Raw genomic sequence first — 21929 nt, forward strand, 5'->3', positions numbered from 1 at the left:
CTCATCCTTTCTTTAACTTTTTCTGCAAGCGATACAGTTCGTTCATCGCTTCTAAAGGTGTCATATCAAGTAAATCAATTTTTTTAATTTGCGTAAGTACTGCCGTTTCTTTTGCATCTAAAACTGGCTTGTCTTGTTTTTTCGAAGACTGTTCTCCACCAAAGAATGATAGTTGCGATTCTTCTTCAGTCTCTACCTTCGTTTCTTCGATTTCTACTGGTTCTTCTTTTACAACTACAGGCTCTGGAATTACTTCTTGCTCTTGCGCTTTCACTTCTACACGCTTTGGAATAATAATTTCTTCTTGTCCTTCTAGTTGTGCTAACACTTCTTTCGCACGAGCGATTAAGCTATCTGGGAGCTCCGCAAGTTGCGCAACGTGAATTCCGTAACTTTTATCTGCTGCTCCATCTTGAATTTTATGAAGGAATACTACTTTTCCGTTCTCTTCAATAGCTGAAACGTGTACATTCTTCAGTTGATCTAAACTTTCTTCTAGCACCGTCAATTCATGATAATGCGTAGAGAATAACGTTTTTGCCCCGATTTGGTCATGAATATGTTCAATGATTGCTTGTGCAAGTGCCATACCATCATACGTAGATGTACCTCGTCCAATTTCATCAAATAAAATTAAACTTCTTTCTGATGCATTTGCAATTGCATTTTTCGCTTCTAACATTTCAACCATAAATGTACTTTGACCTGAAATTAAATCATCCGCTGCACCAATTCTCGTAAAGATTTGATCGAATACAGGTAATACTGCTTCTGTTGCTGGTACGAAACAACCAATTTGTGACATAACAGTTACAAGTGCTAATTGTCTCATATACGTACTTTTACCAGACATGTTCGGTCCTGTAATTAAAAAGACATCCATCTTCTCCGGCATAATACAATCATTCGGTACATACAATTTCCCGTTCAATACTTTTTCAACGACAGGATGACGACCATCTTTAATAAAGATTTCGCGCTTAGTTGTTAAAACAGGTTTTACAAACTGTTCTTCTTCACTAACTGTCGCAAAACTTTGCAGTACGTCTAGTTCACTAATTACTTTCGCTAAATGCTGTAATTTCGGAATGAATACTTTGACTTCTTCGCGAAGCGCTGTAAATAAATCGTATTCCAATTGTACAATTTTTTCTTCTGCTTCTAAGATTAACGTTTCTTTTTCTTTCAGCTCATCTGTTATGAAACGTTCAGCATTAGCAAGCGTTTGTTTACGCTCATAGCGGCCTTCTGGTAATGCTGCAAGGTTCGCTTTCGTTACTTCAATGTAATAACCGAAAATACGATTGTACCCGATTTTTAACGATTTAACTCCTGTAATATCACGCTCTCGTTTTTCAAGCTCGGCGATCCACGTTTTTCCGTTTTTACTAACGTAACGATATTGATCCAGCTTGTCATTATAGCCGTCTTTAATAATATCTCCATCTTTAATAGAAAGCGGTGGGTTTTCTTGAATACTTCTTCCTAGTAATTCAGTTAAGCTCTCACATGGATCTGCACCTTGAATTAACCTTGCTGCATACGCATTATCTAACAAACTAATCGCTTCTAAAATAGCTGGTACTTGAAGTAAAGATCGTCTTAACTGTAATAAGTCCCGTGCATTCACATTACCAAATGCAACTTTCCCTGCTAGACGTTCTAAATCATATACTTCTTTTAATTTTTCTTTTAAATCTTCACGTAAGAAGTAATCATTTACAAATGTTTCAACCATTTCTAAACGCTCTTCCACTTTTTCTTTCTGAATAAGTGGACGTTCCATCCACTGTTTTAACATACGACCACCCATAGCTGTTTTCGTTTTATCTAATAGCCATAATAATGATCCTGTTTTTTCTTTCGTTCGAAGTGTTTCTGTCAGTTCTAAATTTCGCTTTGAATGCACATCAATTTTCATAAACTGGTTTGTATAATAAATTTCCACTGGTTGTAAATGGTCTAACGAACGTTTTTGCGTTCTTATTACATAGTTAAGTAAGCGACCAATTGCTTTAATTAACTTTGCTTGTGAAACATTTTTCACAAGATGTTCTAATCCCTCTGGAATCGTTGTTGCATCTTCATACGAAATCGTCATTTTTAATGTTTCAGTTAATTTATTTAATTCATCTTTCGAAAATGTAGAATCTACAACAATTTCTTTTGAACCAGTTGCATACACTTCTAATAAAATATCTTCTACTGAACCTGTTAACAACGTTACTGTATTTTGTCCAGTCGTTAAATCATTACAAGCTAACGCATACGATCCATCTTCAAAATGTGTTAATGCTGCTAAGAAGTTATTTTCTTTCTCATCAATCGTACGCCCTTCCATCATCGTTCCTGGCGTAATGAGTTGTACGACTTCACGGCGCACTACACCTTTAGCTGTTTTTGGATCTTCCACTTGCTCACAAACCGCTACTTTATAGCCTTTTTCAACAAGTTGTTCAATATAATTTTTAGCCGCATGATGCGGTACACCGCACATCGGTATACGATCACTACTACCACCATCTCGGCTCGTTAATGTAATTTCAAGTTCATGAGCTGCTTTAACCGCATCTTCAAAGAACATTTCATAAAAATCACCTAATCGGAAAAATAAAAAGGCATCTTGATAGTCTGCCTTAACCTTTAAATATTGCTGTATCATAGGCGTATATTGCGTCATACTTATCCTCCATAATTCTTACATAATAATCTATATTCATATATGTCACATTTCACGGACATCCATATCTCCTATTTCAGGAGTCTTTCTTCATTATAGCACATTTCATAAGGAATCATGGTCATTCAAGCACTACTTATGTAAAGTAAAAAGCTAGGAAGAACTTCTCCCTAGCTTTCTATTACTCTTCTTCTGCATCAACGATAAAGTTCGGATCTAATTCTTCAAACTCATCATCATCGATTTGGAAATCTTCGTCTGATTCTACACAACCTTCAGGATTTACACTTACACAAATTTTCGTTTCTCCAACTACTTCTGTTACAAATTCACGTTCTACAGTCACAACAATTTTATTACCATTTGGTGATACAAGAGCTTCTAAACAATTTGGTGGCTGAATGACACGAGCAATAATTTCTAAATCATCACCAGAAAAGTTTTTATCACGATACCCAATACTCACTTCATCAGTGTAGTTCACACGTTCTGTTACAACTTCTGTCTTTGTATTACCATCAAACGAATACCAAGTGTTCACATCATAGAAACCTTCAATTTCCACATGCTTTCCATTCTTTCTTGCTTCGTACGAGTGGTTAATTACCCAGCACCCTAAAATACTTGTTGGCTCATTATTCGATTCACATGTATGCGTTGACTTTGTATACTTACGTCCTTTTCCAACCACTGCTTTTGTAATAATCTCTCTAAATTCGGACATTCGTAACCCTCCTCAATCACTATTCACTTAATCATATGCGTGACAATAGCGGAATGTGTCATTCTTTTTTCGAGAAGAACTTACGTTTAACCCACTAAAAAAAGAGATGTCAATTCGACATCTCTTTAACAACCACAATTTCCTTTTTTACTTTCTACCTCTGCGCCCGTTTCACCCTTCAATACATCGCCATTCGTTGAAATTAATATTTCATCTGTTACGTTGTTAGAAATCGTACTGGCAACTAGCTGTAGTAAGTCATTTACATATGTTTGTGAAGATTTAAATTCTTGTACAACTGGGATACTATCCAACTTATCCTGCAATGCATCAATTTCAGCTTCTACTTTTTTCAAAGCTTCCCATTTCCCGTAATGCTGCAAGTTTACTGCTTGCTTTTGCAGTGCTTTAATTTCATCAATTGCGCGCTTTACATTTTCATTTTTATGAATTTGCGCCTCTGCTTTCTTAAAGAAATCAACTTCTTCTGTTTCAGAAATCATTTTTGCTAATTCTTTCGCTTGCTCAACAATATCATCTTTCGTATATACTTTCATCTATTATTCCACCTCAATCGGCTCTTCAACTAATTCTCCGTTAAGAGACCAAGTTTTCGCATCCGTTACTTTTACTTTCACAAGCTGACCAATTAAAGATTTTGACGCAACGAAGTTTACAAGTTTATTCGTACGAGTATAACCTGCAAGTACTTCCGCGTTATTTTTACTTTCCCCATCAACTAACACTTCTACAATCTGACCTTTATAACGATCATTCTTTTCAATTGCCAATTTATTTACTAATGTATTTAAGCGTTGCAGACGTTCTTTCTTCACTTCCATCGGTACATTATCTTTCATTTTTGCAGCTGGTGTACCTTCGCGCGGAGAATAAATAAAGGTAAAGGCAGTATCAAATCCTACTTCACGATATAACGACATCGTTTCTTCAAATTGCTCATCTGTTTCATTTGGGAAACCGACGATAATATCAGTCGTTAATACCGCGTTTGGAATTGCTTCTTTAATTTTTCTTACAAGCTCTAAATAATGCTCACGTGAATATTTACGCGCCATAATTTTTAGCATATCTGTGCTTCCAGATTGAACCGGTAAGTGAATATGTTCTACTAAGTTCCCACCTTTTCCAAGCACTTCAATTAAGTGATCATCGAAATCGCGTGGATGACTCGTTGTAAAACGAATACGGGCAATATCAACTTTACGAAGTTCGTCCATTAAATCGCCAAGTCCGTATTCAAAATCTTCAAAGTCTTTACCATATGCATTTACGTTCTGTCCAAGTAATGTAATTTCTTTATAACCATTCGCAGCTAAATGGCGGATTTCTTGGATAATGTCTTCTGGACGTCTGCTTCGCTCTTTTCCACGTGTATACGGCACAATACAATATGTACAGAACTTATCACAGCCATACATAATATTTACCCAAGCTTTAATATCGCCACGGCGTACTTTCGGAAGGTTTTCAATTACATCCCCTTCTTTTGACCAAACTTCAACTACCGTCTCCTTCGAGAACATTGCATCCTTTAGAATGTACGGTAATCTATGAATATTATGCGTTCCAAACACCATATCTACATGCTGATTTTTTTGCATAATTTTATTTACAACAGATTCTTCTTGCGACATACAACCACATACACCAATTAAAAGGTCCGGATTTCTTCTTTTTAATGACTTTAAATGACCTAGTTCACCGAACACTTTATTTTCAGCATTTTCACGAATGGCACAAGTATTTAATAACACTACATCTGCATCTTCAGTTGAAAAGGTTGGTTCATATCCAAGTGCAGTGAAAATACCTGCCATTACTTCCGTATCATGCTCATTCATTTGACAACCATATGTACGAATATAGAACTTTCTTCCTGTACCAAAATTGCGAAACTCTTCAGGTAAGCCAAAATCCCGTTCAATTTTAACTTCTTCTTTCCCTCGTTTTTTCGCGTCTTTTAAGGAAGGTGGTTGGTATACACTTTCAAAGTATTTACTATAATCTTTCTCTTCTTTTTTCGTAGAGGAATTTGCTTGTTGACTTGCTAATCGTTGTTGCTCGTTCATCGGTAATCTCCTTTCACCCTTAACTATACACATTCTATAGTCCATTTTAATGCGCTTTGACTCACCTCAAAAATGGTTAGATAGCTTGAGAGATAACTTGTCCTTTGAAACTTGAGTAATCAATCTAATCATTCATAAGAATGAAGTCTTCCCCACACACAAATAGACATTCCCTTTTAACATTTCTTTTTGTCCTACCCAAAAGCATATTGCTTTATCTTTATAAACATTACCATAGTATGAAGCGTTTCGCCAATTTTAACAAGAAAGATGCTCTGTTTGGATCTTACATTTTATAAGCAATGAACTCACCATTTTCATACAACGATTTACATATTATTTTACCATTCTGAATTTTCTAAGTAAATAAGACTATCCTATATTTTCTCATAAAAAAGGTTGCCACATGGCAACCTCCTCTTCTTATATTACATAAATTCAGCAACAAGTTCATCAAACATTTTCTGATCCATATTTAAATCAGCTTGCACTAAAGGCTTCTCACTATAGCCTTTTACAAGTTCTTGGTATGAAGGTTGCGCTGTATTTTGATAAATTAAACCTGTTACTAATCCGTTATTTTCCATTAATGTTTGCATAGCCATCATGCGATTAGACGGATCATATCCCTCTACTGTACTTAGTTTTGTTAAATTCTCTTTAAACCAATCGTAAGTATTTACTTTATTGTAAGTAACACATGGGCTGTATACGTTAATTAATGAAAAACCTTTATGGTTAATACCAGCTTCAATAATTTGTGTTAATTCTTTTAAATCACTTGAAAAGCTTTGCGCCACAAACGTCGCACCAGCTGTTAAAGCCATTTCCATAACATTTAATGATGGCTCAATTGAACCTTGTGGTGTGCTCTTCGTTTTAAATCCAGCTTCACTACGTGGTGAAGTTTGCCCTTTTGTTAATCCGTAAATTTGGTTATCCATTACGATATACGTAATGTCGATATTACGACGAATAGAATGGATTGTATGTCCCATACCAATCGCAAAACCATCACCATCGCCACCTGATGCGATAACTGTTAAATCACGATTTGCCATTTTTACACCTTGTGCAATTGGAAGGGCACGACCATGAATACTATGCACACCATATGAATTAATATAACCTGAAATACGACCTGAACAGCCGATACCAGAAATAACAGCAAGTTCATCTGGATTTAAGCCAACGTTAGCTGCCGCACGTTGAATTGCAGCTTGCACCGAGAAGTCTCCGCAACCTGGGCACCAGTTTGGTTTTACACTGTTACGAAAGTCCTTAAATGTTGCCATTTAATACAACCCCTTTTTTGCATTCGTTGTAAATCTCTTTCGGCAAGAATGGGTTCCCATCATATTTTAAAAGACTAGAAATTTTCTCACCGTTACCAAGATTCATTTTCATAATGTTAGCAAGCTGACCTGTTGCGTTGTTTTCTACCACTACAACACGCTTCGCACTTTTCACAAGTGGATCGATTTCAGCTGTTGGGAACGGGTGAATTAAACGCACATGAGCATGGTTTACTTTCATACCCTCTTGTTCTAAGCGCTCCATTGCTTCTTCGATCGCACCACGAGTTGAGTTAAATCCAACAAGCAATACGTCTGCTTCTTCATGCTTAACATTTTTATAAACAGGGGTATTAAACTTCAAGTTCTCCATTTTACGGAAACGTTTGTCCATTTGATCTTTACGGTTTATTGCTGATTCAGATGGTTTACCAGTTTCATCATGTTCTACACCTGTAACATGGTGGACACCATTTTTCATACCAGGTAAAACACGTGGTGAAACGCCATCTTCTGTTACTTCATAACGCTTGAAGTATGCTTTATTTTCACGTTCTGGTAATTCCGCTTCTAAATCAAGCTTACCGCGACGAATTTCCACTTTATCTAACGTAAGCGGTTCTACCGTTTGTTTTCCTAAAGAAAGCTGTAAATCCGTTAAGAAAATAACAGGAACTTGATATTCTTCAGCTAGGTTAAATGCTTCTACAATATCATAGAACGCTTCTTCCACTGTACTTGGCGCCATTACGATTTTTGGAATCTCACCGTGCGTACCGTAAATCATCGCCATTAAATCAGACTGCTCTTGTTTCGTTGGTAATCCTGTACTTGGACCACCACGTTGTGTATCAACAATTACTAATGGTGTTTCTGTAATACCCGCTAAACCAATCGCTTCCATCATTAAAGATAGACCCGGACCAGCAGATGCAGTTAATGTACGAACACCAGCATAGTTTGCACCGATTGCCATTGTACAAGCTGCGATTTCATCCTCAGTTTGGATTACTGTCCCGCCAACTTTTGGCAATTTTTTAATTAAGTATTCCATAATTTCAGATGCAGGTGTAATTGGATATGCAGACATAAAGCGAGCACCACCAGCTACCGCACCAAATGCGATTGCATCGTTTCCAATCATAAACATACGTTTCTTACCATCAGCTTTTTCAAGCTGCATCATGTTTACTTTTTCACCTAGCAATTCTTTCATATATTGAGAGCCGCGCTTAATTGCGTCCATATTCTTTTGAACAACTTGCTCTCCTTTACGACCAAAGATCTCTTCAACAACATCTAGATAAGCTGTTTCATCTAATCCTAATACCGCACTTGATGCCCCAACAGCAACCATGTTTTTCATTAATGATGTGCCTAATTCTGAAGCAATATCTGTAAACGGTATCACATATAGATTTACATCTGTATTATCAGGTATTGTCGGATTAAATTTCGCATCCGCAACTACAATTCCACCTGGACGTAGTTCGTGGAAGTTAAAATCAATAGTTTCTTGATCAAAAGCAATTAAAATATCTAAATCATCTGAGATCGCGCGTACTTCTGTTGTACTTACACGAATTTTATTATTTGTATGGCCGCCTTTAATACGTGATGAGAAGTGGCGGTAACCGTATAGGTAATACCCTAATCGGTTTAATGCAATACAGAAGATTTCTCCTGTACTTTCAATTCCTTCACCTTGTTGGCCTCCAACTTTCCACGAAAGTTGACTAATCATCTCCTACACCCCTTTTGGCTGCATTCATTGTAGTGTATTTTTTTACAGTAATAGTTTAGCATTTTTTATACAAATAAACTACAACGGACGCAAATTATGCCTCTTCTGATTTCCCTGAATCTTTAGTATAAAGCTATTTTGTTTTTCATTCTAGTATTAGGTCTTAAAAAAAGCAATAATATCAAATGAATTAATTCTAATTTTTCTGGATTTTTAAAACCAAAATCTTAAAAGCTTATATGTTCCACAAAATTATCATATAAAAATCGCTCTACAGTAGATGCTGCATAGTGTTTACAAAGCTCATTCATTACATTTTCGTATTCTCTATACGCTGATACATGTACAACTGTTTCTAAAATTCCATCAAAATCCGAACCAAATCCTATATTGTTCTCTCCACCTAATGAACAAATATATTCGATATGGTTTACTATATCCGCTATATTCGCTTGTTTTTCACTTGTTAGAAACTGTGGTACAAAAGTAACACCAATCATGCTATTTCGCTTTATAAGAGCTCTAAGTTGTTCATCGTTTAAATTACGCGGGTGCTGACAAAGTTTCATACAATTTGAATGGGAGGCAATAGGATTTTTTGCAATTTCTATCACATCCCAAAAGCTTCTTTCATTCAGATGAGACACATCAGTCCATACATGTAACGTATTAAGTTCTTGTACAACATGTTTACCAAAGGTCGTTAAACCCGCCCCACGTGTCTCTAGCGCACCATCAGCTAATAAATTGGCATAATTCCATGTTAGTCCAAAAGAACGTACTCCTAGACGATAAAACAACCGTAATTTCATTGCATCTTTTCCAATTGCTTCGCATCCTTCTAGTGTTAATATCGCTCCAATCTCGTCCTGTTTTAACATGTTAATATCATCTTTTGTCTGAATAAACTTCACACCCGGTAATGATAGAATTTCATTATAAAAAATATCGACCATTTGTAATGCCACTTCAAAGCGTTTTTCATATAGCACCATTTCTGGCACATATATAGCAAAACATTGTATACTCCCTTTTCTTTTCTTTAATTGTTCAAATGTAATATGTAATTGCGGATTGTTTTTAAAATCCTTTTTCCCTTGTGCACTCCATAACTGAAAGAGTACATCACAATGAGCATCAAAGATTTTCATTTCCATTCCTCCATTATAAAAACAACCTGTTTGCATACTGCAAACAGGTTGTTTAAACTTAACGAGGTTCTACAATTAATTTTATTGCTGTACGCTCTTCCCCATCAATCATAATATCTGTGAACGCTGGGATACAAATCAGGTCCAAACCACTAGGCGCTACAAATCCTCTTGCAATTGCTACTGCCTTTACCGCTTGGTTCAATGCACCTGCACCAATGGCTTGAATTTCTGCTGTTCCGCGTTCGCGAATAACACCTGCAAGTGCACCAGCTACAGAATTAGGGACCGACGTTGCTTTAACTTTTAATATTTCCATTCCGCGTTTCCTCCTCGTTTCTATAAAAAGTATTAGCAATTATTTCACTTTAACTTATATTCACGAGGAATGACGCGTATTCCTGCTAAATTTCTGTAATTTTTCTAAAAAATTAAAAAATAATAACTTTTCTAAATTATGCCCAGGAATTACTCAAAAAATGGTTGATCATCATTAATTAAGATACGCTGAATTTTCTTAGCTTTTCCTGTATTAGGATCCACATCAACTAGCACTGCACTTAATTGTGTTCTACCACTTGTCACTTCAAATCGTACTGGTAAGTTTGTTAAAAACTTCTTCAATACTGCTTCACGATCCATACCTAAAATCCCATCGTAAGGACCTGTCATACCAACATCTGTGATATATGCCGTTCCGCTTGGTAAAATACGATTATCTGCTGTAGGAACATGTGTATGTGTACCTACTACTGCTGTAGCACGACCATCTACATACCAACCTAACGCTTGTTTTTCACTTGTAGTTTCCGCATGGAAATCAATAAAGATAATATTCGTACGTTTTTTTGCAATGTTTATTAATTCATCCACTTTACGGAATGGGCAATCAATTGGAGGAAGGAATGTACGTCCTTGTAAGTTAATAACTGCAACCTCTGTTCCATTACAGTTCACAAAGATAAGTCCTTTTCCTGGAGTTCCTTCTGGGAAGTTAGCTGGTCTCGCAAGATATTTTGCATCATCAATAAATTCAAATACTTCACGGTTATCCCAAGCGTGGTTTCCAAGTGTAACCGCTTGTGCCCCGCATTCTAAAAAGTTTCGATATATTTTTTCCGTAATTCCACGTCCACCTGCTGCATTTTCTCCATTAATAATGGTTACTGTAGGTGTATATTTTTTCTTTAATGCCGGTACGTATTGTTGAATCATACCTCTACCAGGAGATCCTACTACATCCCCAACAAATAATATTCTCATATGTCTTACCCTTCCTATGTACTACATTTTTTATTACTATAGCTTCAAGTGATCCCCTTACAATATATGTATGATAAGTTTGTTTCACTTGTATACTAATTTCCTTTATTTTAACCAATTCCAACACAAAAAAATAAAGTGGCGTTTCACCACTTTATTTTGCGTATTCCACTGCACGTGTTTCACGAATAACAGTTACTTTAATATGTCCTGGGTAATCCAGTTCATTTTCAATACGTTTTCGAATATCACGAGCTAAACGATGAGCTTCTAAATCATCAATTGTATCTGGTTTTACCAGAATACGAACTTCTCGTCCTGCTTGAATTGCGAAAGATTTTTCTACGCCTTCATAAGACTCTGAAATTTCTTCTAACTTTTCAAGACGACGAATATAGTTCTCAAGCGTTTCACTACGAGCTCCAGGTCTTGCAGCTGATAATGCATCTGCTGCTGCAACTAAAACTGCAATGATAGAAGTTGGTTCTGTGTCCCCATGGTGAGATGCAATACTGTTTATAACTACAGGATGCTCTTTATACTTCGTTGCGAGTTCGACACCAATTTCAACGTGGCTACCTTCTACTTCATGGTCAATCGCTTTACCGATATCATGTAATAGACCAGCACGTCTTGCTAGTTTTTCATCCTCACCAAGCTCTGCTGCCATAAGTCCAGTTAAATATGCAACTTCCATAGAGTGTTTTAAGACGTTTTGTCCGTAACTTGTACGGTATTTTAAACGACCTAAAATCTTAATTAAATCTGGATGTAAACCGTGAACACCCACTTCAAACGTTGTTTGCTCTCCGACTTCGCGAATATACTCGTCCACTTCACGTCTTGATTTTTCGACCATTTCTTCAATACGTGCTGGGTGAATACGTCCGTCCTGTACTAGTTTATCAAGAGCGATACGAGCTGTTTCACGACGAATTGGATCAAATCCAGAAAGGATAACCGCTTCTGGTGTATCATCGATAATTAGGTCAATACCTGTTAACGTCTCTAACGTACGAATATTTCGACCTTCACGTCCGATAATACGTCCCTTCATTTCGTCATTTGGAAGATTTACAACCGAAACGGTTGTTTCAGCAACATGATCAGCTGCACATCTTTGCATTGCAAGAGATAAGATTTCTTTTGCTTTCTTATCCGCTTCTTCTTTCGCACGAACTTCACTTTCTTTTACCATTACGGCAATTTCATGAGAAACTTCACTTTCTACTTTACCAAGAATAATTGCTTTCGCTTGTTCGCGTGTCAGATTGGAAATGCGCTCTAATTCTGTTTGTTGCTTTTGAACTAACTCTCCCACTTTGCTTTCCAACTCTTCAATCTGTTGTTGTCTCGCTACAAGAGAATCCTCTTTCTTTTCTAACTGTAGCTCGCGTTTATCGAGCGTTTCGTCTTTACGATCAAGGTTCTCTTCTTTTTGCATTAAACGATTTTCTTGTTTTTGTAATTCGCTTCTACGGTCACGAATTTCTAATTCAGCTTCTGTACGAAGTGTATGAATTTCATCCTTTGCTTCTAAAAGCGCTTCTTTCTTAAGTGCTTCAGCCTCACGATTCGCTTCGTCTATAATACGTTTCGCTTCATTAGCTGCACCATTAATCTTCGCTTCAGCAATAGACTTTCGAACAAAAAAGCCAACAACTGCACCGACTGTTGCAAGCAAAATGGAGATGAGTATCCAAACTGTAGTACTACTCATGATTTCACCTCCCCTTGCTATGAATGAAAAAAGACTGTCGGCATGTACATTGAATACCAACATACAGCAAAGACCGTCGCCCCACTTTTTTAAGGGACTTTCTTCATTTCACAATTAAAATGTCATATTATTATTTCGGCAAGATTTAAGTCTTACTCCGAATATTACTTCTCTTCTTGAGAAGAGTGTTTCGTATATAAGAAAAAATATACATTCTCATTGTATCTATCGCAATTTTCATTGTCAAGCGTTGTCTACTTTTACTTTCTTTACCTTCAGCCCTAATTCATATATGAATTTAAAAAGCAGACAGCATATTATCCTGGAAAACCTTAGTAAATTCCAGTTTATTCATATAAAACATGCATATATTCCTCTTTATACATAGCCTTTTAAGCAGATTAAATATTTTTCCGCCAACGATATACAACGCTTTCATAATAATTAAAAATAAAAGACACGGGACCGTGTCTTTTATTTTTTAATCTTGAAGATTTGAATCTTCCGTGTCTTCCACACCAGAGTCTTCACCAATTCCGTGATGATCACGAACAAAGAATGCAATTTCTTCTCTTAAATCCGTATTCTCTTTTAAGAATTGCTTCGAATTTTCACGACCTTGTCCTAAACGCTCTTCATTATAAGAGTACCAAGCACCACTTTTTTGAACGATATCAAGTTCAGAAGCCATATCTAAGATTTCACCTTCTCTTGAAATACCTTCTCCATACATAATATCAACTTCAGCAACACGGAATGGTGGTGCTACTTTATTCTTAACTACTTTTACTTTCGTTTTATTACCAACGATGTCGTTACCTTGCTTTAATTGCTCCGCACGACGTACTTCAAGACGAACTGTTGAATAGAATTTCAACGCACGACCACCTGGAGTTGTTTCTGGGTTCCCGAACATAACCCCAACTTTTTCACGAATTTGGTTAATAAAGATTGCGATTGTTTTTGATTTATTGATTGCACCTGAAAGTTTACGAAGTGCTTGAGACATTAAACGAGCTTGTAAACCTACGTGTGAGTCTCCCATGTCTCCTTCAATCTCAGCTTTCGGTACAAGAGCTGCTACAGAGTCAATTACGATAATATCAACCGCACCGCTTCGTACAAGTGCTTCTGCGATTTCTAGTCCTTGCTCCCCTGTATCAGGTTGTGATAATAGTAATTCATCTATGTTAACGCCTAATTTTTGTGCATATACAGGATCCATCGCATGCTCCGCATCAATGAACGCTGCTTGTCCACCTTGACGCTGTACTTCAGCGATTGCGTGTAATGAAACTGTTGTTTTACCTGAACTTTCAGGTCCGTAAATTTCAATAATACGGCCACGTGGGTATCCGCCTACCCCTAGTGCCACATCAAGTGCTAAAGAACCACTTGAAATTGTAGAAACTCTACGCTCCGCTTGTTCTCCTAATTTCATAATTGAACCTTTACCAAATTGCTTCTCTATTTGTTTTAACGCCATATCTAATGCCGCTTGACGATCACTCATTCAAAATTCCTCCTTAACTGAATTGCTAATCTCATTATACCTATTTTCAATTCAATTTGCCAACAAAAATCGAACATTTATTCGATTTTTTTATTTTCCATTAAATAAAACTGCATTTAAGCATTAAAAAAAGCTAGAAGAGAATCATATCTCTTCTAGCTTTTTATATAAATGATAAAATCCATATTTCACCGAACGTTCCCTAATTTGTTGACGACTTCCACTTAAATTAAGAGGAAAGACTACAGTTGGTTCATCCTTCATCGCCAATCCAACGAATACTGTTCCCGGCTCTTTATGTTCTGAAGCATCCGGTCCTGCTACCCCAGTGAAACTAATTCCGATATCTGCTTTTAATAGACCCTTAACATTTTCAGCAAGATAACGAGCACATTCTTTACTTACTGCACCATCAGTAGATAACACTCCCTCAGGTACATGTAAAACATGTTGCTTCACATCATTATGATAACAAATGACACCGCCTTTAAATACTGAAGACACACCAGCACTTTCTGTTACTTGATTCCCGAAGAGTCCACCGGTTAAACTTTCTGCACACGCTAAAGTTAATTCTTTTTTCTTCAATAACTCTATCGCCTTATCATGCAGAAACTCTTGATCATACCCGTAGAAAAATTCTCCTACTCTTTCTAAAATCAAATCTTCCATATGCTGAATGAGTTTCGCCGCTTCATCAGCATTTTGATGTTTGGCAGTTAAACGTAGTGTCACTTCTCCATCATTCGCAAGGGGGGCAATTGTCGGATTCGTTTGTCCATCAATTAAATCTTGAACTTTCACTTCTAATTGAGATTCCCCAATCCCGAAGAAGCGAAGCACACGAGAATAAATGTTTTCTCCTGTTGTAAAGTTACGTAAAAAAGGCTCTACATAACTTATATACATCGGCTTCATCTCTTTCGGTGGTCCTGGTAATAAAATATAAACTTTCCCGTTCTTATTTAACCCCATACCAGGTGCCATGCCGTGATCATTCGCAAATACAGTTGATCCATTCAAAACGAGCGCCTGCTTTTTATTATTCTCTGTGAACTCGCGACCTGTACGCTTAAAGTACTCGCTTATCGATGCTAATGCCAGTTCATCATACACTAGCTCTCCACCCAAACTAGAAGATATCGTTTCTTTCGTCAAATCATCTTTTGTCGGGCCTAACCCACCTGTGAAAATAAGCATGTCAGCACGTTCTTCCGCAACTTCAATCGCCTGCTGTAATCGCTTGTTATTATCTCCAACTACAGTATGGTAGTACACATTAATTCCAATTGAAGCTAACTTTTCAGATAAAAACTGGGCATTTGTATTTGCAATTTGTCCAAGTAATAATTCAGTTCCAACCGCAATAATTTCAGCATTCATCCTAATCCCCCCATAAACTTCTATTTTGAGTTTATAAAAGCAGCTCTATTTTTCCAGAAATAATCCCACCCTGAAATAACAGTAAAGAATAATGCAATCCATATAAAGATATCAGCAACTGGGATATGGATTAAATTTAAAGGTACATCGTGTAATAAATACGCTGCAATCGCAATAATTTGTGTCCACGTCTTAATTTTTCCTAACTGATTTGCTGCCACTACTTCTCCTGTTCCAGCAAGTACAAGGCGTAAACCTGTTACTGCAAACTCACGGCTTATAATTACAATAACGATCCAAGCAGGTACGTATTGCATCTCCACTAACGTGATAAGTGCTGCTGAAACAAGTAATTTATCAGCTAACGGATCAAGGAACTTCCCTAAATTCGTTACAAGATTATACTTTCTTGCGTAATATCCATCAATCCAATCTGTAGCCGAAGCAATAATAAAGATAAGTGCCCCTACTAAATGTTGAATTGGTAAATCAACATCACCAATTGTGTATGAACCCCAATCAAAGGGCGCTAACATAATTACCATAAAAATTGGAATTAAGAAGATTCTAGATATTGTAATTTTATTTGGTAAATTCACAGCTATTCCTCCATCATATCAAAAACATTTGTTCATTGAAAAAAGTCATCGAAGCGATGACTGTTATTGTGCAGGTTGCTCTATCCCTTGGTTTTTTATCACCAATCTTTGGTGAAGTTCTTTTTCTGGATCCAATGGATAAGCGACCACTTGGCCATTCAGTTTAACTTCAATATTCGTTGCATTTCCAATATTAAGTCGCACTTCTTTTAATGTTGATACATCATGTTTTTCTATTTGACCCTCTTGTACTGTAGTGTTTAGAATTACCTTCCCCGCATCATCTTTAACATCTACATAACTCGCACCTTTACCCGATATTTCCAGTTCTAATGTTTTATTATTATGAATTTCCAAAGTAGATACTTTACCAGTTGTCCCAACTACTTTCACTTCTTGTTGACCAGTTGGCTGTGCTGGTTGTTCCTCTTTCTTTGGCTCTTCTTTCTTTGGTTCCTCTTTTTTAGGCTCTTCCGCTTTCACTTCATCTTTCTTTGTATCTAACGGAGAGTTTTCTGCTTTTTTAACCTCAATTTTTTCACTTTGAGCGTTCGGAACTTTCTCATCACCTTTTCCAGTTAACGCTTGGAAAACAAACCAAATTACCACTCCAAATGCGATTACTAACAACGCAACTAAAATTTTCGGCATATGATCTGCAATTGGCCATGATGAAGATTTTTGCATTGTTTCTTGTGTTTTTTGTCCTGTTGATACTTGTGGAACATCGCGTTTTTCAGATTGTGGTATCGTACTCTGATATTCTACAAGCAGTTCCTCTCCACTTAATCCAACCGCATCTGCGTATTGTTTAATGAATGCACGCGCATAAAAAGCTCCTGGCAATACATCATAATTGCCTTCCTCAATCGCTACTAAATGGCGCTTTTGAATTTTTGTAATCTCATGCAGCTGATCAATAGACAAGCCTTTCGTTCCTCTTGCTTCTTTCAGCTTTTGTCCTAATTCTGTCACTACTAACACCTCAATATTTCTTTAAAAGTCAAACATAGAGAAATTATTTTGCGTACCTTGCTCAATTTCATCTACTAAATTATATTGAATTTCTTCATCATAATCGTTACGCAACTCGATAATATAATCAAAATCATCCAATGTGTATTCTGACTGACTCACAAATACGTCAGGATGTTCCACAACTTTCGTTGCAGGTAATCTCATAATTTCACGAACAAGCTGCCAATGCCTTTCGTTAGCACGCTTTGTTGACACGATCCCATCTAAGATGAAAATATTGTCGTCGCTATACTCATCTTCAATCAATTGACTACGAACAGTTTGCTTAATAAGAGTAGATGATACAAATAACCATCTTTTATTTGCACAAACACTTGCGGCAACAATGGATTCCGTTTTTCCGACACGAGGCATTCCTCGTATCCCGATTAGTTTATGACCTTCTTTTTTCATGATTTCAGCCATAAAGTCTACAAGTAACCCTAATTCATCACGTACAAATCGAAATGTCTTCTTATCATCCGCATCTCGTTGTATGTACCTACCATGTCTAACCGCTAGCTTATCTCTTAGCTTTGGCGGACGATATTTCGTTACCGTTATGTTATCCATCGTATTTAAAATTGATTCAAGTCTAGAGATTTGCTCTTGATTATCACACATAAGGAGTAATCCACGTCGTGCATTATCTACACCATTAATTGTGACAATATTAATGCCGAGCATACCGATTAACGAAGAAACGTCACCAAGCAAGCCAGGTCGGTTTTTATGTATTTCATATTCAAAATACCATTCAATCATCCAAGATCACTCCCCTTGCTTACTTTACACCTACGTACTATATTATATGATTTCACCTTAATAGGGAAGCTAAATGTATAATCTAACCCGCGTTATTATTATACAAAAAAAATAGAGAGGAGAATCTCCTCTCTATTTTTTACTTATGTTGTACAAACTTCACCATCAAGTTTGCGATTGTATGTTGCTCTTGTTCATCAGCAACTTTCCAAAGCTCAGACAATAATTTCTCTTGATCGTTACGCGCTTCTACTTCATTTGCTAAATAATCTCCAACACGAAATGCCATATCTGATACAGCACCGCCATCAAGACCTTTTCCTGATGCCTGTTCTAATCGTTCTCCTAAAAAGCTCTTCCATTGATCAAAATTATCTAAAACTGACATGTATAAGCACCTCACTACTTAGTAATAGAATCATACTTAATTTGTACAGTTTTTTATTTTTTATGTAACAATTTTTTAGCAATGCCAACCGCCATTTACTCCGATAATTTGTCCCGTTATGTAAGATGCACCTGGCGATACGAGGAATGACACTGTTTTCGCTACTTCTTCTGGTAATCCTAACCTGCCTAACGGAATCTCTTCAGCAATTCCATTCTTATCCTCTTCTGAAAATACATATAACATTTCCGTTTCAATCGCACCTGGTGCCACCGCGTTAACCCTTAATCCACTTAATGAAACTTCTTTTGCTAAAGCTTTCACATATGAATTTTGTGCACCTTTTACCATCGAGTAAAGCACTTCACATGATGCACCAATTTGGCCCCATATAGACGAAATAAGTACAATATTGCCGCTTCTCCGCTGAATCATAGATGGCAATGCCATTGATAATAGTTTATAGATGCTCTTCACTTGAAGTTCTACCATATTATTCAATTCATCGTTCGTCACATCTGTTACGAGTCCAAATATACTCTTCCCAGCTGCATATACGATAACATCAAGAGGCTGTTCAATTTGTTCCCACAATTGCTCTGCTCCATCAGCAGAAGCTAAATTGGCTTGAACAGGAATCACTTCACCCCATTCTTTCTGCAACTCATTCACTTTCTCTTCACCGTTATTATAATGAACATATACTGTATATCCATCTTGAATTAATTGTTTTGAAATAGCAGAGCCAATCCCTCCGCTGCCTCCAGTTACTAATGCATATTTTTTCATAAATTCCCTCTCTTATCTTTACAAACTCATTTTCATACAACTAAATAATACCCTCATCTTATCATTTCTCTATGATAAGATGAGGGTATTTTTATAAAACCTTTTATTTCTTCGGTAAAACCTGACAAACGCTCATTCTTTCTTCTGATAATAATGTTTTCGCTACTTCTTGTAAATCTTGAACAGTTAACCCTTCTAATACCGTTAATGCTTCAAACAAACTTGATTCATTAAATGCATATCGTGTAAACTGATTTGCAATATATTCCGGTGAATTCAAGGAGCGTAAAAAGCCACCTATTTTCTTTTTCTTTACTCGTTCTAATGCCGACTCATCTAATTGATCATAATTGGTATTTAATAAAATACCTTTCAAACGCTCTTCTAGCTCATCAGGTTGCTTCGTATCGCCGCCTACCATTGCAAAACCGAAGTTATTCTCTTCTGTATAATCATACGAGAACGAATCATCAATTAGTCCTTCATTATATAAAGATTCGTAATGAACGGAGCTTTTTCCAAATAAATAATCTAAAAGTAACGTAAGCGCAATTTCTTGTTTTAAAAGAGCGTTCCCTTTTTCTTTTAAATTCGTCGCTTTAATACCGACTAAACACTTCGGTGTTTGTACAGGCATTGAAATAATTTTCTTCTTTTCATTTACCGTATCTGGTTCTTCTTCAAATGAACGTACAATTTCCGGCTGATTTTTATAATCTTTTTTCGCTTGATTTTCACGTACTAAATCCATTGTTTTCTCTGGATCAATTGCCCCCACAACAAATAGTAACATATTGCTCGGATGATAAAACGTTTCATAACATTCATATAATAGGTCTTTCGTAATTTTACTAATAGACTCGATTGTCCCTGCAATATCAATTTTAATTGGGTGTTTTACAAACAAGCTATCAATTAATCCAAAGTATAAGCGCCAATCCGGATTATCTTGATACATTTGAATTTCTTGCCCGATAATCCCCTTCTCTTTCTCAACTGTTTTTTCAGAAAAGTAAGGTTCTTGTACGAAGTTTAACAATGTATTTAAATTTTGTTCTACATTTGATGTACATGAAAAAAGGTAAGCTGTTCTTGTGAAAGATGTGAAAGCATTTGCCGATGCTCCTTGCTTACTAAACAATTGGAAAGCATCATGATCTTCTTTTTCAAATAATTTATGCTCAAGAAAATGAGCAATTCCATCAGGTACACGAATCATTTCTTCTTTACCTAATGGTACGAATGTATTATCCATAGAACCATATTTTGTCGTAAACGTTGCAAATGTTTTATTAAATCCTTGCTTCGGTAAAATATATACATCTAATCCATTAGGAAGTTTTTCATAATAGAGTGCCTCTTTTAATTGCTCATAAACAATTTTCTCCATTTATTCTCCCTCCGTTCCTTGTAAAAAGTAAATTGTATCTAGTTCAATATTTTTAGCAACTTTCACTATCTCTTCTTTCGTCACACTTTCAATGCCTGTAAGCCATTCTTCAACCGGACGCGTACGCTCTGAAATAATACCATGATACAGCATTTCCACAAATCCACGCGGTGTATCAATCGCCTCTAATATTTGATTTTGAATGACACTTTTCGTTTGGTGCATCTCTTCTTCAGAAAAATCACCATTTTGCATCGCTAACATTTGTTCTTTAATAATCTCAACAGCTTTTTCATAATTTTTCGCTTCAATTCCTGACATGACAAATAATAAGCCTTTATGACTTTCAAAGCGGGATGCTGCATAGTACGCTAAACTATTTTTTTCACGGACGTTAACGAATAACTTCGAATGAGAAAATCCTCCAAACAGCCCATTGAACAATTGCAGTGCAAAATAATCTTCGTCTTTATACGTAATAAACGTACGATAACCGATGTGTAATTTACTTTGTTTTAATTCTTGTTTTTCTACAACTTCTTTTTCTTCATTATTTCTCTTATGAAGAAGTACATTTCTTTCTCTCGCAGAACGCGCTGAAATAGAAAAATACTTACTTACAAGATCCACTGCATTTTCTGAAATATCACCAATAATGTATAGATCCATTTCATCTTCCGCTAACATTTTTTGATAATATTGATACAAACTTTCATTTGTAATAGAAGAAACACTCTCTTTTTTCCCATTTGCACTTAAACGATATGGTTCTACTTTACACATTTCTTCAATTAAACGCTCGTTTGCATAGCGCATTTTATCATCATACGTAGCTTCAATTCGTTGCAAGAGCGCGCGTTTTTCACTTTCTACGATAGAAGGTAGAAAACCGTTCCCCTCTGTCGCTGGATGTAAAACTATATCCGATAACATAGAAAGTGCTTTTTCAAATAACGGTGGCGCATCATGTAAATATACTTCATTTGCAATGTCCACATAAATAGAGATAATATGGTCTTCACCTTTTTTACTTACATCTACTGCCAAAGAAGATCCGTATAATTCTTCTAAATATTGACGAAGACGAATTACAGAAGGAAGCTTTTCTGTCGCACTTTGTAATACGTATGGCAATAGGGCACGCTCTGTCACCGTCTCCTCATTTAAAGGTGCTTTCAAACGAAATACAAAAGTATTTGTTTTATATTTATCTGTTGGAATAATATGTACTCGTAAACCACCTAACTCATGTAGCTGTTGTTCCATTAGTTTCATTTATAGCCCTCCTTTACGTATGTAGGAATATTCCTCTTCAATATACAGTTTTTAGAAATGAAAAATCAACTTTTCTTCCTCACTATACTTACATTAGGCTCTTTCTAAAAACTTTCATTTGTAAGGAACATCGTAAAATTCCG

At 36.3% G+C, this 21929-nt stretch carries 19 protein-coding genes; all 19 read right to left on the reverse strand.

The genetic code is table 11. From position 1 onward, the window contains the following. Nucleotide 1: 1 nt before the first annotated feature. The 19 genes from mutS to yfmF all read right to left on the reverse strand — a co-directional run bounded on the left by mutS (nt 2) and on the right by yfmF (nt 21786). Nucleotides 2-2680, reverse strand: coding sequence for a DNA mismatch repair protein MutS (mutS, locus tag PDL00_RS25000; RefSeq protein WP_242250712.1), 2679 nt, complete (start codon nt 2678-2680; stop codon nt 2-4). Nucleotides 2681-2861: 181 nt separating this feature from the next. Continuing rightward, nucleotides 2862-3404 carry an outer spore coat protein CotE gene (gene cotE / locus PDL00_RS25005; RefSeq protein ID WP_001288800.1) on the reverse strand — a complete coding sequence of 181 codons (543 nt, stop codon included), beginning with the start codon at nt 3402-3404 and terminating at the stop codon, nt 2862-2864. Between the two features lie 125 nt (nt 3405-3529). Next, the gene (locus PDL00_RS25010; protein WP_000870464.1) at nt 3530-3961 is read right to left on the reverse strand and encodes a RicAFT regulatory complex protein RicA family protein; all 432 of its coding nucleotides are present in this window, start codon (nt 3959-3961) and stop codon (nt 3530-3532) included. Nucleotides 3962-3964: 3 nt separating this feature from the next. Beyond that, complete coding sequence (gene miaB / locus PDL00_RS25015) at nt 3965-5494, reverse strand: tRNA (N6-isopentenyl adenosine(37)-C2)-methylthiotransferase MiaB (RefSeq protein ID WP_242250711.1); 1530 nt, start codon at nt 5492-5494, stop codon at nt 3965-3967. A 428-nt stretch (nt 5495-5922) separates the two neighbouring features. Next, nucleotides 5923-6789, reverse strand: coding sequence for a 2-oxoacid:ferredoxin oxidoreductase subunit beta (locus PDL00_RS25020; RefSeq protein ID WP_000190158.1), 867 nt, complete (start codon nt 6787-6789; stop codon nt 5923-5925). Next, complete coding sequence (locus PDL00_RS25025; RefSeq protein WP_242250710.1) at nt 6776-8533, reverse strand: 2-oxoacid:acceptor oxidoreductase subunit alpha; 1758 nt, start codon at nt 8531-8533, stop codon at nt 6776-6778. Before PDL00_RS25025 ends, PDL00_RS25020 begins: the two co-directional genes overlap by 14 nt. A gap of 227 nt (nt 8534-8760) precedes the next feature. Next, entirely contained in the window at nt 8761-9684 is a 924-nt protein-coding gene (locus PDL00_RS25030) for a dipeptidase (protein WP_270731847.1), read from the reverse strand. Between the two features lie 58 nt (nt 9685-9742). Further along, nucleotides 9743-10003 (reverse strand): stage V sporulation protein SpoVS, encoded by a 261-nt coding sequence (spoVS, locus tag PDL00_RS25035; protein WP_000404341.1) that lies wholly within the window; start codon nt 10001-10003, stop codon nt 9743-9745. A gap of 149 nt (nt 10004-10152) precedes the next feature. After that, entirely contained in the window at nt 10153-10947 is a 795-nt protein-coding gene (locus tag PDL00_RS25040; RefSeq protein WP_001221093.1) for a TIGR00282 family metallophosphoesterase, read from the reverse strand. A gap of 154 nt (nt 10948-11101) precedes the next feature. After that, nucleotides 11102-12667, reverse strand: a complete 1566-nt coding sequence (gene rny / locus PDL00_RS25045) for a ribonuclease Y (RefSeq protein ID WP_016086643.1) — start codon at nt 12665-12667, stop codon at nt 11102-11104. Nucleotides 12668-13148: 481 nt separating this feature from the next. Further along, entirely contained in the window at nt 13149-14180 is a 1032-nt protein-coding gene (gene recA / locus PDL00_RS25050; RefSeq protein ID WP_063260397.1) for a recombinase RecA, read from the reverse strand. A 144-nt stretch (nt 14181-14324) separates the two neighbouring features. Further along, the gene (cinA, locus tag PDL00_RS25055; protein WP_270731851.1) at nt 14325-15563 is read right to left on the reverse strand and encodes a competence/damage-inducible protein CinA; all 1239 of its coding nucleotides are present in this window, start codon (nt 15561-15563) and stop codon (nt 14325-14327) included. 20 nt (nt 15564-15583) lie between these two features. After that, the gene (gene pgsA / locus PDL00_RS25060; protein WP_270731853.1) at nt 15584-16162 is read right to left on the reverse strand and encodes a CDP-diacylglycerol--glycerol-3-phosphate 3-phosphatidyltransferase; all 579 of its coding nucleotides are present in this window, start codon (nt 16160-16162) and stop codon (nt 15584-15586) included. Between the two features lie 63 nt (nt 16163-16225). Then, nucleotides 16226-17137, reverse strand: a complete 912-nt coding sequence (locus PDL00_RS25065) for a helix-turn-helix domain-containing protein (protein WP_242250707.1) — start codon at nt 17135-17137, stop codon at nt 16226-16228. Between the two features lie 21 nt (nt 17138-17158). Beyond that, nucleotides 17159-17944, reverse strand: a complete 786-nt coding sequence (locus PDL00_RS25070; RefSeq protein ID WP_000574107.1) for a DUF3388 domain-containing protein — start codon at nt 17942-17944, stop codon at nt 17159-17161. Nucleotides 17945-18083: 139 nt separating this feature from the next. After that, entirely contained in the window at nt 18084-18332 is a 249-nt protein-coding gene (locus PDL00_RS25075; protein ID WP_000114455.1) for a DUF3243 domain-containing protein, read from the reverse strand. A gap of 75 nt (nt 18333-18407) precedes the next feature. Then, a complete protein-coding gene (ymfI, locus tag PDL00_RS25080) occupies nt 18408-19121 on the reverse strand; it encodes an elongation factor P 5-aminopentanone reductase (RefSeq protein ID WP_242250706.1) in 714 nt (237 codons plus the stop codon). A 103-nt stretch (nt 19122-19224) separates the two neighbouring features. Continuing rightward, nucleotides 19225-20511 carry an EF-P 5-aminopentanol modification-associated protein YfmH gene (gene yfmH / locus PDL00_RS25085; RefSeq protein WP_270731859.1) on the reverse strand — a complete coding sequence of 429 codons (1287 nt, stop codon included), beginning with the start codon at nt 20509-20511 and terminating at the stop codon, nt 19225-19227. Then, complete coding sequence (gene yfmF / locus PDL00_RS25090) at nt 20512-21786, reverse strand: EF-P 5-aminopentanol modification-associated protein YfmF (protein WP_270731862.1); 1275 nt, start codon at nt 21784-21786, stop codon at nt 20512-20514. Nucleotides 21787-21929: the final 143 nt, after the last annotated feature.

Origin of the sequence: Bacillus cereus group sp. TH152-1LC (assembly GCF_027710505.1) — a bacterium.
Classification (GTDB): domain Bacteria; phylum Bacillota; class Bacilli; order Bacillales; family Bacillaceae_G; genus Bacillus_A; species Bacillus_A mobilis.